The sequence below is a fragment of the Asanoa ishikariensis genome, from assembly GCF_900107455.1.
Taxonomy (GTDB): Bacteria; Actinomycetota; Actinomycetes; order Mycobacteriales; family Micromonosporaceae; genus Asanoa; species Asanoa ishikariensis.
The window spans coordinates 1,083,673-1,097,050 of record NZ_FNQB01000001.1; the positions used below are offsets into that span (position 1 = coordinate 1,083,673).

At 67.2% G+C, this 13,378-nt stretch carries 10 protein-coding genes; 9 read left to right on the plus strand and 1 reads right to left on the minus strand.

Features of this window, described 5'->3' with window-relative positions; translation table 11 throughout:
- Window positions 1–429 precede the first annotated feature (429 nt).
- The 7 genes from BLV39_RS05085 (at window position 430) to BLV39_RS05115 (ending at window position 11,609) form a co-directional block, all read left to right on the plus strand.
- On the plus strand, window positions 430–1,161 hold the full coding sequence (locus BLV39_RS05085; RefSeq protein WP_090787866.1) for an ATP-binding cassette domain-containing protein: 732 nt from the start codon (window positions 430–432) through the stop codon (window positions 1,159–1,161).
- 2 nt (window positions 1,162–1,163) lie between these two features.
- The gene (locus BLV39_RS05090) at window positions 1,164–1,826 is read left to right on the plus strand and encodes a hypothetical protein (RefSeq protein WP_090787869.1); all 663 of its coding nucleotides are present in this window, start codon (window positions 1,164–1,166) and stop codon (window positions 1,824–1,826) included.
- Between the two features lie 230 nt (window positions 1,827–2,056).
- Window positions 2,057–2,611 (plus strand): 50S ribosomal protein L10, encoded by a 555-nt coding sequence (rplJ, locus tag BLV39_RS05095; RefSeq protein ID WP_090787872.1) that lies wholly within the window; start codon window positions 2,057–2,059, stop codon window positions 2,609–2,611.
- Window positions 2,612–2,653: 42 nt separating this feature from the next.
- Window positions 2,654–3,040: a 50S ribosomal protein L7/L12 gene (rplL, locus tag BLV39_RS05100; protein WP_090787875.1), complete on the plus strand. Its 387-nt coding sequence runs from the start codon at window positions 2,654–2,656 to the stop codon at window positions 3,038–3,040.
- A 438-nt stretch (window positions 3,041–3,478) separates the two neighbouring features.
- Window positions 3,479–6,910 (plus strand): DNA-directed RNA polymerase subunit beta, encoded by a 3,432-nt coding sequence (rpoB, locus tag BLV39_RS05105; RefSeq protein ID WP_090787878.1) that lies wholly within the window; start codon window positions 3,479–3,481, stop codon window positions 6,908–6,910.
- A 78-nt stretch (window positions 6,911–6,988) separates the two neighbouring features.
- Window positions 6,989–10,879, plus strand: a complete 3,891-nt coding sequence (locus BLV39_RS05110) for a DNA-directed RNA polymerase subunit beta' (protein WP_090787881.1) — start codon at window positions 6,989–6,991, stop codon at window positions 10,877–10,879.
- A gap of 226 nt (window positions 10,880–11,105) precedes the next feature.
- Window positions 11,106–11,609, plus strand: coding sequence for a P-loop nucleotide/nucleoside kinase family protein (locus BLV39_RS05115; protein WP_090787884.1), 504 nt, complete (start codon window positions 11,106–11,108; stop codon window positions 11,607–11,609).
- Here the strand turns inward: BLV39_RS05115 and BLV39_RS05120 are convergent.
- Window positions 11,606–12,313: an APH(3') family aminoglycoside O-phosphotransferase gene (locus tag BLV39_RS05120; protein WP_239083719.1), complete on the minus strand. Its 708-nt coding sequence runs from the start codon at window positions 12,311–12,313 to the stop codon at window positions 11,606–11,608. The genes BLV39_RS05115 and BLV39_RS05120 overlap by 4 nt on opposite strands.
- Window positions 12,314–12,358: 45 nt before the next feature.
- Between BLV39_RS05120 and BLV39_RS05125 the strand changes: the two genes are divergently transcribed.
- Both BLV39_RS05125 and BLV39_RS05130 read left to right on the plus strand, forming a co-directional pair.
- A complete protein-coding gene (locus tag BLV39_RS05125) occupies window positions 12,359–12,703 on the plus strand; it encodes a hypothetical protein (protein ID WP_090791150.1) in 345 nt (114 codons plus the stop codon).
- Between the two features lie 71 nt (window positions 12,704–12,774).
- Entirely contained in the window at window positions 12,775–13,254 is a 480-nt protein-coding gene (locus BLV39_RS05130) for a hypothetical protein (RefSeq protein WP_239083720.1), read from the plus strand.
- Window positions 13,255–13,378 lie beyond the last annotated feature (124 nt).

A 13,378-nucleotide genomic window follows, 5' to 3' on the forward strand; every position in this document is an offset into this window, starting at 1 on the left:
GGGCGCGCGCCGCGCGCCGCCGGCGTGGCTCGGCTCAGGCGGCCGCAGTCGAGACAGACCGCGTCGAGCCGGCAGGTCGGGCGCGGCTGGATTCGGGGTTGCGAGCCAGGTCGAAGCCGCCATCCAAGACGGACTTCGTGGATCCAGGCCGCGTCCCCAACCAAAGCCGCAGCCTAGGGGCGGGTCCCGTTGTCGGGCGTAGCCCTGAAGTCAGGATCTCCGGGCGGTGACAAGGTGGAGCGCCCCACCGGACGTACGACCTTGTCACCGCCCGGAGATCCTGATGCCCTTGCGAAGTCCGACAACGGGACCCGCCCCGCCCGACCCGCGGGTCCCCGCAGCTCGGCTGGGGTCCGGGGCAAAGCCCCGGCGACGCGACCAGCCAACCACGTGTTCCGTTTCCAAGGACGACGTGGGAGAGTCACCGGCGTGCGACTGGACGGCGTTTCCTACCGCTATGGCCGGCGCGGCCCGTGGGTTCTGCGGGAGGTCGACGTCGAGATCCCCGCGGGCGGCACCGTCGTCGTGCTCGGGCGCAATGGCGCCGGAAAGTCGACCCTCCTGCAACTGGCGGCGGGTGTGTTGCGGCCCAGCAGCGGCGCGATCAAGGAGCGGCCCACCCCGGTCGGCTGGGTGCCTGAGCGGTTTCCGGCCGACCAACCGTTCACTGTCGTGGGTTACCTGACCGCGATGGCGAGGTTGCACGGCGCCGTCGACCAGAACGCCATCGAGGCCTGGGTCGACCGACTCGGGTTGGCGTCCTATCGGGGCACTCGGTTGGGTGAGCTTTCCAAGGGGACCGCGCAGAAGGTCGGCCTCGCGCAGGCATTGATCCCCAAGCCGGGTCTGCTCGTGCTCGACGAGCCCTGGGAGGGGCTCGACGCGGCCGCCCGCGAGCTCGTGCCCGGGATCGTTGCCGAGGTGGTCGCCGCCGGCGGCACAGTGCTCGTCAGTGATCATCGGGGTGAGACCGGGCGGTTGCCTGGCGCCGTCACCTGGACCGTCGCCGATGGCACCGTGGCACAGGGGGAGCCTCGGCAGGAGCGCGAGATCGCGATCATCGAGATCGCGGTGCCCGCTGACGATGCCGAGGAGACCGCGGCCGCGCTGCGGGCCGATGGGCACGATGTGGTCGCTGTGCGCACGAAGGCCGAGGTCTGAGGATGACCGCGCTGGTACGGATGCGGCTCACCGCCTACCTGCGCAGCGGGCGGGCGCTGCCCGGTCTGCTCGGCACCCTGGTCGTGGTCAGCATCATCTACGGCGGTGGGAAGTCCGATGCCGCTGAGGCGTACGGGTTCTCCGCCGTGGCGCTATTTCCGGTGATCGCGTGGCAGGCCAAGCTGCTGCTGGACACCGAGCCCGACGTGCAGCGCCGGCTGGCGGTCAGTGCCGTCGGGTTGCGTCGGGAGGTCACCGCCGGGCTGCTCGCCGCCGGCGTGGTCGGGCTGGTCACCGTCGCGCTGGCGATGGTGCTGCCCTGGCTGGTCGGCGGCATCACGGGGCCGGGTGGCATCGGGGCCGGGCTGTGGGCGCACGCCGCCGCCCTGGTCGGGGCCGTCGGCCTCGGCGCCCTGGCGAGCCGGCCGATCACCCGGTCGACGCTCTACGGGGTCGCCGTGTTGGTCACCGGGTCGGTGCTGGCGATCGTCCTCGGCCTCGACAACTCCGTGGCGCCCTGGCTCGCCCCGCCGCTGATGGCCACCGCCCGCCATCTGGCCGGTCACCCGGACAGCGCGACCATCCCGGCGCTCACGATCCAGGCCGCGCTGTGGGCTGGTGTGGTGGGTGCGATCTACGCTCGGTTGCGTCGTACCCGGGGCTGATTTGGCGCGTGTCGTCGCGTCGCGTAGTCTTTCCCACGAAGTTCCACCAGAGACCGCTGGTCATCGCGCCGCAAGGCGTGATCGAAGGCTCCGCATCGGGAGCGGCCCGCGCAGGTTGAACGGTTCGTGAGCCGCGGCCCAGCCGCCCTCCCGCCCCGTGCGCCCTGCGCCAGGGCGTTTCCCATTCTCGGAGCCGAGCAAGCCAGCTTCGAGCATTTGGAAGGAGGGACATGGCGGACAAGCCGGTTCGGGCCGACAAGGCCACCGCCGTCGCCGAGCTCACCGAGCAGTTCCGTAGCTCGGGCGCCACCGTGCTGACCGAGTACCGGGGCCTGACGGTGTCGCAGCTCACTCAGTTGCGGCGCACGCTGGGCAAGGAAGTCACCTACTCGGTCGCCAAGAACACGCTGGCCAAGCGGGCAGCCTCTGAGGCGGGCATCGACGGCATCGAGCAGCTGTTCACCGGTCCTACCGCGCTCACCTTCGTCTCCGGCGACGTCGTGGAAGCAGCGAAGAGCCTGCGCGAGTTCGCGAAGGCCAACCCGCTTCTCGTCATCAAGGGCGGCGTTTTCGAGGGCAAGGCCATCACGGCCGCAGAGGTCAACCGCCTCGCCGACCTCGAGTCCCGCGAGGTGCTGCTGGCCAAGCTGGCCGGCGGCATGAAGGCCAACCTGGCCAAGGCCGCGGCCCTGTTCCAGGCGCCGCTGTCGAAGACCGTCCGTACGGTCGCCGCTCTGCAGGACAAGCGCGAGCAGGAAAGCGCCCCGGTCGCCGACGCGGCCTGAGCGCATCACCGACCCACGATCTACCAAAAGAGGTAAGGAAACATGGCGAAGCTCAGCACTGACGAGCTGCTCGACGCGTTCAAGGAGATGACGCTGATCGAGCTCTCTGAGTTCGTGAAGCAGTTCGAGGAGACCTTCGACGTCAAGGCCGCCGCGCCCGTCGCGGTCGCCGCTGCCGGCCCGGCCGGTGGCGCCGCTGCCGAAGAGGCCGTGGAGCAGGACGAGTTCGACGTCATCCTCGACGCCGACGGTGGCAAGAAGATCCAGGTCATCAAGGTCGTGCGCGAGCTGACCGGCCTGGGCCTCAAGGAGGCCAAGGACCTGGTCGAGGCCGCGCCGAAGGCCGTCCTCGAGAAGGCCAACAAGGAGACCGCGGAGAAGGCCAAGGCCAAGCTCGAGGCCGAAGGCGCCAAGGTCACCCTCAAGTAAGTACCGAACCAACCAACGGGCGGCGATCCACGGATCGCCGCCCGTCGGCGTACGCTCGAATCGGATCAAGTTCAAAGACCTGGTCCGACCCGCGTCATAACCCTTGACGCGGAGTGTGCTGACAGGCACGCTGGCATCAAGCAAGACCTTCCGCGCTTGCAACAGCCACCGGTTGGGTATGGGACACCAGACCTGATTGAGGTGCAGAAGACGCGTTCTGAGCGGCCAGTGCGGCGCCTACGGGTGCCCCAAGACACGCTCCGCGATCTCCTGCGCTGCGGGCTGGACAGCGGTTAGCCGTTCGGCTACACTGCTAGTTTGCCGTGTCTTCCGTCTTTGACCCTGTCCGTAATGTCCATCTGGGCGTTTGCGGGTAGGGCCCGTCGGACTGCACGAACAACGGCCGTTTAGCAACACCGGTCCTCGGAAGGACGCATCTTGGCAGCTTCCCGCCCTGCGAAGACCAGTCGTACGTCGAGCGCTTTCGCTCCCCGCCGAATTTCCTTCGGCCGGATCACGGAACACCTCGAGGTCCCCAACCTCCTCGCTATCCAGACCGAGTCATTTGACTGGCTGGTTGGCAACGAGGCGTGGCAGGGCCGGTCGGCTGATGATCCGCACGCTCGCTCGGGTCTCGCAGAGATTCTCGAAGAGATCAGTCCGATTGAAGACTTCTCTGGCACCATGTCCCTTTCCTTCTCCGCGCCCCGCTTCGACGAGGTCAAGGCCTCGATCGAAGAGTGCAAGGAGAAGGACCTGACCTACTGCGCGCCGCTCTTCGTGACCGCGGAGTTCACCAACAACACGACTGGCGAGATCAAGAGCCAGACCGTGTTCATGGGTGACTTCCCGATGATGACGCCCAAGGGCACCTTCATCATCAACGGCACCGAGCGCGTCGTGGTGAGCCAGCTCGTCCGGTCCCCGGGCGTCTACTTCGACAAGCAGCCGGACAAGACCTCCGACCGCGACCTCTCCAGCGTCAAGGTGATCCCGAGCCGGGGCGCCTGGCTGGAGTTCGACATCGACAAGCGCGACACCGTCGGCGTCCGCATCGACCGCAAGCGTCGGCAGGCCGTCACGGTCCTGCTGAAGGCTGTCGGTTGGAGCAACGAGCAGATCCGCGAGCGGTTCGGCTGGTCCGAGCTCATGATGACCACGCTCGAGAAGGACCACATCGCCGGTGCCGACGAGGCACTGCTCGACATCTACCGCAAGCTCCGCCCTGGCGAGCCGCCGACGCGCGAGAACGCCCAGACCTTGCTCGACAACCTCTTCTTCAACCCGAAGCGGTACGACGTAGCCAAGGTCGGTCGATACAAGTTCAACAAGAAGCTCGAGCTCGACGTCCCGATCAACAAGGGCACGCTGACCGAGGACGACATCGTCGCCACCGTGGAGTACCTGTGCCGGCTGCACGCCGGTGAGGACGGCTACGAGGCCGACGACATCGACCACTTCGGCAACCGGCGCCTGCGTACGGTCGGCGAGCTGATCCAGAACCAGGTTCGGGTCGGCCTGTCCCGCATGGAGCGGGTCGTCCGTGAGCGGATGACCACCCAGGACGTCGAGGCGATCACGCCGCAGACCCTGATCAACATCCGCCCTGTGGTGGCTGCGATCAAGGAGTTCTTCGGCACCTCGCAGCTCTCGCAGTTCATGGACCAGACCAACCCGCTGGCGGGTCTCACCCACCGGCGCCGGCTGAGCGCGCTCGGCCCGGGCGGTCTGTCCCGTGAGCGGGCGGGCTTCGAGGTCCGCGACGTGCACCCGTCCCACTACGGCCGGATGTGCCCGATCGAGACGCCGGAAGGCCCGAACATCGGCCTGATCGGTGCGCTCTCGACGTTCGGGCGGGTCAACCCGTTCGGCTTCATCGAGACGCCGTACCGCAAGGTCGACAACGGTGTGGTCACCGACCAGATCGACTACCTGACGGCCGACGAAGAGGACCGTTACGTCAAGGCACAGGCCAACGCCGTGCTGAAGGCTGACGGCACCTTCGCCGAGGACCGCGTCCTGGTCCGCCGAAAGGGCGGTGAGGTCGACTTCGTGACCGGCACCGCAGTCGACTACATGGACGTCTCGCCGCGCCAGATGGTGTCTGTCGCGACCGCGATGATCCCGTTCCTCGAGCACGACGACGCGAACCGGGCCCTGATGGGCGCCAACATGCAGCGTCAGGCCGTGCCGCTGGTCAAGGCCGAGTCCCCGTTCGTCGGCACCGGCATGGAATACCGTGCCGCGGTCGACGCCGGCGACGTGGTCGTGGCCGAGGTCGGTGGCGTGGTCGAGGACCTGTGCGCCGACTACGTGACCGTGCACCAGGACGACGGCCACCGCCGCACGTACCTGCTGCACAAGTTCCGTCGGTCGAACTCCGGCTCCTGCGTCAACCAGAAGCCGGTGGTCTTCGAGGGCGACCGCGTCGAGGCCGGTCAGGTCGTCGCCGACGGTCCGTGCACCGACGAGGGCGAGATGGCGCTCGGGCGAAACCTGCTCGTGGCGTTCATGCCCTGGGAGGGTCACAACTACGAAGACGCGATCATCCTGTCCCAGAAGCTGGTGCAGCAGGACACCCTCACCTCGATTCACATCGAGGAGCACGAGGTGGACGCCCGCGACACCAAGCTGGGCCCGGAGGAGATCACGCGCGACATCCCGAACGTCAGCGAGGAAATGCTCGCCGACCTCGACGAGCGCGGGATCATCCGGATCGGCGCCGAGGTGGTCACCGGTGACATCCTGGTCGGCAAGGTCACGCCCAAGGGCGAGACCGAGCTGACCCCGGAGGAGCGACTGCTCCGCGCGATCTTCGGTGAGAAGGCGCGTGAGGTCCGGGACACCTCGCTGAAGGTTCCGCACGGCGAGACCGGCACGGTCATCGGCGTTCGCACCTTCTCGCGCGAGGACGGCGACGAGCTGCCCCCGGGCGTCAACGAGCTGGTCCGTGTTTACGTGGCACAGAAGCGCAAGATCCAGGACGGCGACAAGCTCGCCGGCCGCCACGGCAACAAGGGCGTCATCTCGAAGATCCTGCCGGTCGAGGACATGCCGTTCCTCGAGGACGGGACCCCGGTCGACATCGTGCTCAACCCGCTCGGTGTGCCGAGCCGGATGAACATCGGCCAGGTGCTGGAGACGCACCTCGGTTGGGTCGCCAAGACCGGTTGGAAGATCGAGGGCGACGACACCAAGTGGAAGACCGCGCTGAAGTCCATCGGTGCCGGGGAGTCCGTTCCCGACACCAACGTGGCCACGCCGGTCTTCGACGGTGCCAAGGAAGAAGAGATCACCGGGCTGCTCAGCAGCACCCTGCCCAACCGGGACGGAGTGCAGCTGGTCGGTGGCTCGGGTAAGGCGCAGCTGTTCGACGGACGGTCCGGCGAGCCGCTGCCCGACCCGATCGCGGTCGGATACATCTACATCCTGAAGCTGAACCACCTGGTCGACGACAAGATCCACGCTCGCTCGACCGGCCCGTACTCGATGATCACGCAGCAGCCGCTGGGTGGTAAGGCGCAGTTCGGTGGCCAGCGGTTCGGCGAGATGGAGTGCTGGGCGATGCAGGCCTACGGCGCGGCGTACGCGTTGCAGGAGCTGCTCACGATCAAGTCCGACGACGTGCTGGGCCGCGTGAAGGTCTACGAGGCGATCGTCAAGGGCGAGAACATTCCAGAGCCGGGCATCCCGGAGTCGTTCAAGGTGCTGCTCAAGGAGCTGCAGTCGCTGTGCCTCAACGTAGAGGTGCTCTCCAGCGACGGCGTGGCCCTCGAGATGCGCGAGACCGACGACGAGGTGTTCCGCGCCGCGGAGGAACTCGGCATCGACCTGTCCCGGCGTGAGCCGAGCAGCGTCGAGGAAGTGTGAGTTGGAGCCGGGGCCCCAACCAGGGCCCCGGCTCCCCGCCCGGTAGGTACGAGAAACGACAGACTCGAGGGACATAAATTGCTCGACGTCAACTTCTTCGACGAGCTGCGCATTGGCCTTGCCACGGCTGACGACATCCGTCAGTGGTCGCACGGCGAGGTAAAGAAGCCCGAGACGATCAACTACCGCACCCTGAAGCCGGAAAAGGACGGGCTCTTCTGCGAGAAGATCTTCGGTCCTCAGCGCGACTGGGAGTGCTACTGCGGTAAGTACAAGCGCGTCCGGTTCAAGGGCATCATCTGTGAGCGCTGCGGCGTCGAGGTGACCCGCTCCAAGGTCCGGCGTGAGCGGATGGGCCACATCGAGCTGGCCGCGTCCGTTACGCACATCTGGTACTTCAAGGGCGTGCCGAGCCGCCTCGGCTACCTGCTCGACCTCGCGCCCAAGGACCTCGAGAAGATCATCTACTTCGCGTCCTACGTTGTCACCAGCGTGGACGCCGAGGCCCGCCACCGCGACCTGAGCACCATCGAGAACGAGATCCTCGCCGAGAAGCGGCAGTCCGAGAACAGCCGGGACTCCGCGGTCGAGGGTCGCGCCGCCAAGCTCGAGGCCGACCTGGCCGAGCTCGAGGCCGAGGGTGCCAAGGCCGACGTGCGCCGCAAGGTCAAGGAGGGCGGAGAGCGCGAAATGCGCCAGATCCGCGACCGGGCGCAGCGCGAGATCGACCGCCTCGACGAGGTGCTCGACACCTTCCGCAAGCTCGACTCCAAGCAGTTGGTCACCGACGAGCTGCTCTACCGCGAGCTGCGCGACCGCTTCGGTGAGTACTTCACCGGTGGCATGGGCGCTGAGGCGATCAAGGCCCTGCTGCAGAACATGGACCTCGACGCCGAGGCCGACCTGCTGCGCGAGATCATCCGCAGCGGCAAGGGCCAGCGGAAGATCCGTGCGCTCAAGCGGCTCAAGGTTGTCGCGGCGTTCCTCAACACCCGCAACTCGCCGCTCGGCATGGTCCTCGACTGCGTCCCGGTGATCCCGCCGGACCTGCGGCCGATGGTCCAGCTCGACGGTGGCCGGTTCGCGACCAGCGACCTGAACGACCTGTACCGCCGGGTGATCAACCGGAACAACCGCCTCAAGCGCCTGATCGACCTGGGTGCTCCCGAGATCATCGTCAACAACGAGAAGCGGATGCTGCAGGAGGCCGTCGACGCACTGTTCGACAACGGCCGCCGCGGCCGGCCGGTCACCGGCCCGGGTAACCGCCCGCTGAAGTCGCTGTCCGACATGCTCAAGGGCAAGCAGGGCCGGTTCCGCCAGAACCTGCTCGGCAAGCGCGTCGACTACTCCGGCCGTTCGGTCATCGTCGTCGGCCCGCAGCTCAAGCTCCACCAGTGCGGCCTGCCCAAGCAGATGGCGCTCGAGCTGTTCAAGCCGTTCGTGATGAAGCGGCTCGTCGACCTCAACCACGCCCAGAACATCAAGTCCGCCAAGCGCATGGTCGAGCGCCAGCGCCCGGTGGTGTGGGACGTGCTCGAAGAGGTCATCGGCGAGCACCCGGTGCTGCTCAACCGCGCACCGACGCTGCACCGACTGGGCATCCAGGCGTTCGAGCCGCAGCTGGTCGAGGGCAAGGCGATCCAGATCCACCCGCTGGTCTGCACCGCCTTCAACGCCGACTTCGACGGTGACCAGATGGCGGTGCACGTGCCGCTGTCCGCCGAGGCCCAGGCCGAGGCGCGGATCCTGATGCTGTCGTCGAACAACATCCTCAAGCCGGCCGACGGCAAGCCCGTCACCATGCCTACCCAGGACATGGTCATCGGCCTCTACCACCTCACCCACTTCTCTCCGGAGGAGAAGGGCGCGGGCCGGGCGTTCAGCTCGGACGCCGAGGCGCGGATGGCGTTCGACAACGGCGAGCTGCACCTGCAGGCGCCGATCAAGGTTCGCCTCCAGAACATCGTCGAGGTCGACAACGGCGCGGGCCAGCCCAAGTGGGAGGTCCCGGAGGAGTGGACGGCCGGCGAGCAGCTGACCGTCGACACCACCCTGGGCCGGATCCTGTTCAACGAGACGCTGCCCCCGGGCTACCGCTTCGTGAACTACGAGATCCGGCGGGGCCAGCTCTCGGCGATCGTCAACGACCTCGCCGAGCGGTTCCCGAAGGTGGCGCTGGCCGCGACCCTCGACGGGCTCAAGGAGGCCGGTTTCCACTGGGCCACCTGGTCCGGCGTGACGATCGGCATGGAAGACGTCATCCAGCCCCCGCGCAAGTGGGAGATCCTCGAGCGTTACGAGCGCGAGGCCGAGCAGATCGACAAGCAGTACCAGCGTGGTTTGATGACCGCCGAGGAGCGTCGCGGCGAGCTCATCGAGATCTGGACCAAGGCGACCAACGAGGTCGCCAAGGAGATGGAGACCGCACTGCCGCAGGAAAACCCGTTGTGGAAGATGATCAACTCGGGTGCCCGCGGTAACCTCCTCCAGCTCCGTCAGATCGCCGCGATCCGTGGTCTGGTGGCCAACCCGAAGGGCGAGATCATCCCGCGGCCGATCAAGGCCTCGTACCGGGAGGGTCTGTCCGTGCTGGAGTACTTCATCTCCACGCACGGTGCCCGTAAGGGTCTGGCTGACACCGCTCTGCGTACCGCCGACTCGGGTTACCTGACCCGTCGTCTGGTCGACGTCTCGCAGGACGTGATCATCCGCGAGGAGGACTGCGGCACCGACCGGGCGATCACCATGCAGGTCGGCACCAACACCGCCGAAGGCAAGCTGATCGTTCACGAGCACGCCGAGACCGGTGTGCACGCGCGGACGCTGGCCGACGACATCAAGGGTCCCGACGGCTCGCTCGTGGTCGAGCGGGGCGCTGACCTCAACTCGATCATGGTTGACAAGCTCGTGGCCGCCGGTGTCGACACCGTGCGGGTGCGCAGCGTGCTGACCTGCGAGTCGAAGCTGGGCGTCTGCGCGGCCTGCTACGGCCGTTCGCTGCCGACCGGCAAGACCGTCGACGTCGGCGAGGCGGTCGGCATCATCGCCGCCCAGTCGATCGGTGAGCCGGGTACGCAGCTCACGATGCGTACCTTCCACACCGGTGGCGTCGCGGGTGAGGACATCACCCAGGGTCTGCCCCGTGTCCAGGAGATCTTCGAGGCCCGTGTCCCCAAGGGCAAGGCGCCGATCGCGGAGTCTCCGGGTCGCATCCGGATCGAGGACGGCGAGCGCTCGCGGAAGATCATCATCGTGCCGGACGACGGCAGCGAGGAGATCGTCCACGACAAGGTGTCCCGCCGTGTCAAGCTCCGGGCCGGCGACGGTGCGCACGTCGAGGTGGGCGAGAAGCTCACCGAAGGCACCATCGACCCGCACGAGCTCCTGCGCATCCTCGGTCCGCGCGCGGTCCAGGTCCACCTGACCAACGAGGTCCAGGAGGTCTACCGCTCGCAGGGCGTGCTCATCCACGACAAGCACATCGAGATCATCATCCGCCAGATGCTCAAGCGGGTCACGGTCATCGACTCCGGCTCGACTGAGTTCCTGCCGGGTGTGCTGGTCGATCGGGCGCTGTTCGAGTCGGAGAACCGCCGCCTCGTGTCCGAGGGTGGCGAGCCTGCGGCTGGTCGTCCGGTGCTGATGGGTATTACCAAGGCCTCGCTGGCCACGGACTCTTGGCTGTCGGCGGCCTCCTTCCAGGAGACCACCCGAGTGCTGACGGACGCGGCGATCCACGCCCGCAGCGACTCGCTGATCGGCCTCAAGGAGAACGTGATCATCGGAAAGCTCATCCCGGCGGGTACTGGCATCAGCAAGTACCGCAACGTTCGGGTCGAGCCGACCGAGGAGGCGAAGGCCAAGGTGTACTCGATGACCGGGTACCCCGAGACCGACTACGGGTTTGGTCCGGCCGCTGGTCAGGCTGTTCCGCTCGACGACTTCGACTTTGGGTCTTACCGCTAAGTCTTTGTCGTACGTTCGTCGGAGGCGCCCTTCCCCTGCTGGGGTTGGGCGCCTTCGCCGTTGGTGGTCGCCGTTTAGGGCGGGGGAGAATATTGTGAGTGCCGACAGGCCGCAGAGGGCGCGACCTCTATAGTCGGCATTCACAATATTCTCCCCCGCCCTGACTCAGTTCGGCCTTTGTCGACTCCGTGCCTGGTCGCGGGTCACAGTCCATTGGGGACGGTTGATGGGGCGGCTTCCGACTTTGGTTGTTGTCAGTGGGCCGCCGGGGGCTGGGAAGACCACGTTGGCGCACGCGTTGGCGACTGCTGTGGGGTGTCCAGCCATTTGTCGCGACGAGATCAAAGAGGGCATGGTTCACGGGGTCGACGACTACGTGCCCGCGTTGGCCGACGAGTCTGCCTTCCGCACGTTGGAGACGTTCTTTGGTGTGCTGCGGCTGTTGCTCTCGGCCGGCGTGACGGTTGTCGCTGAGGCGGCTTTTCAGGATCGGCTTTGGCGGCCTGGGTTGGAGCAGTTGGCGCCGTTGGCTCGGGTGAAGGTTGTGCAGTGTCAGGTTGAACCTGACATCGCGCGGCGGCGGATGGGGGAGCGTCGGCGGGCCGCTCATGCTGACGGGCAGTGGGTCGTGCGGGAGTTCGAGCGGGTCGCGTTGGATGTGCCTGAGTTCTGGGTGGACACGACCGACGGGTATGAGCTCGACGCTGTTGTGGCGTTTGTGAACGGCTAGAAGAACTCGTCCAGTAGGCGGTAGAAGGCGATCTTGGTTGGGTCTGGCTCGGGGAGGCCGTAGGCAGCCAGGAAGCTTGTCGCCTCGGTCTCGGACCAGTTCGCGGTGATGTTTCTCGTGGCTATGGCCAGGTCGTTGTGGCGGTCGGCTACGCCTAGGCGGGCTACGTCGACGACGCCGGTGGGTCGTCCGTCGTCCGTGAAGAGGATGTTCGGTAGGCAGGGGTCGCCATGGCCGACCACCAAGTCCTCCGGTTCTCGTGGGCGGGTGGATTGCAGTTCTGCCCGTAGGCGTTCGATTGACCAGCCTGCTCGGGCGGCGTCTAGGTTGGCCAAGTCGACATCCGCCGTGCGAGCCGCTGCCTCCGCCTCGCTGATAGCGGTCGACAATCGGCGGTCGAATGGGCAGGTGGCTGTCGGCAGTTGATGGAGGTCGTGGAGCAGGGCGCCGATCGCGGCCGACAGGCTGGGGCGCTGGGCCGCGGGCCAGGTATTTGCCGGGCGGCCTGGTAGGGCTTTGGTGGTCAGGGTGCCGGGGGTGTGGTCCAGGACTTCGGGGCACGGGAAGTTTTGGGTGGCTAGCCAGGTTAGGCGGGCGGCTTCTGCGGCGATCTCGTCTTGGTCGCCTTGCTTGCGGTAGGCGTCGGCGTTCTGCCAGACCTGGGCGGTGGATTTGCCCGTGGTTACTGGGTGCCAGTGGGTCACGCGATCATCGTGCCGTCGGGTTGGGTGGGCGGATAGGGTCGGGGCGTGCAACCCGTTGAGGCGCTTCGGCATCCGCTTGATCCGGATCCGGTTCGGTCTTCCAAGGCTGGGGCCGTTTTCGGGTTGGGGTTGTTGGCCGTGGTTACCGGGGTTTTGGTCGGTGGGGTGGTTCCCGCGACCGTCGCTCTTTTGCTCGCTCGGCAGGCTCGGCGGGAGGCGTTCGCTTCCGGTGGGTATCTGACCGGCAGTGTGTGGATTCGGCGCGGGGAGCGGTTGGCCTGGATCGGGATCATGCTCTGCCTGGCGACTGTGGTGGTCGCGACCGTGATCGGGATTCTGAAGTCGGCCGGGCCTGGTGGCGTGCAGGACTTCGCGCCTGGCGTTGACTGACGCCGGCGTGAAAGGTCGCGGAATTCTGTACCCCGTCGGGTGATGTGGTGGGGCATGGCATGCTCGTGGGCGTGGCGCAGCAGGGGGGACCGGTCTACCCGGTGAATCAGCCGCGGCCCGTTTCGGTGCCGCCGCCTACCGACGCGCAGCAGCGCACCCGGCGGGTCGAGGCCGTGCCGGGCACCGCGTTCGGGATCGTGCACCTGGAGGTGCCGCCGGCGACCTCGGGTCTGGCCGTCGGCGGGCTGATCGCGGGCATCGCCTCGATCGTCGTGTCGTTCGTCGTGCTCTGTTTCGGGCTCGTGGGTGCCCAGGACGGGTGGGGTGCCTGGGCCGCCGGCGCGTTCACCGTGTTGGCCGTGTCGGCCGGCGTGGCCGGTGTGGCGTTGGGGATCCTCGGGCGGCGGCAGATCCGGCAGGTCGGGCCGGCCGCCTCGATGCGGTTCCAGGGCAAGGGACTGGCCTCGGCGGGCTTCATCTGCGGGATCGTCGGCCTGGTCATCGCCCTGCTCGCGTTCTTCGCCGCGGTCGGGCTCCAGGTAGCGGCGTAAACCGGCCCAATACGGCCAAGTGCCTGGCTCGGCAGTCCTCCGGGGCAGCCGCTACAATTGACGGAGATAGAGCCTGATCGCGCGCGTCACAGGGCTTTTGACCTGCGCCCTCGCGATGGGTACT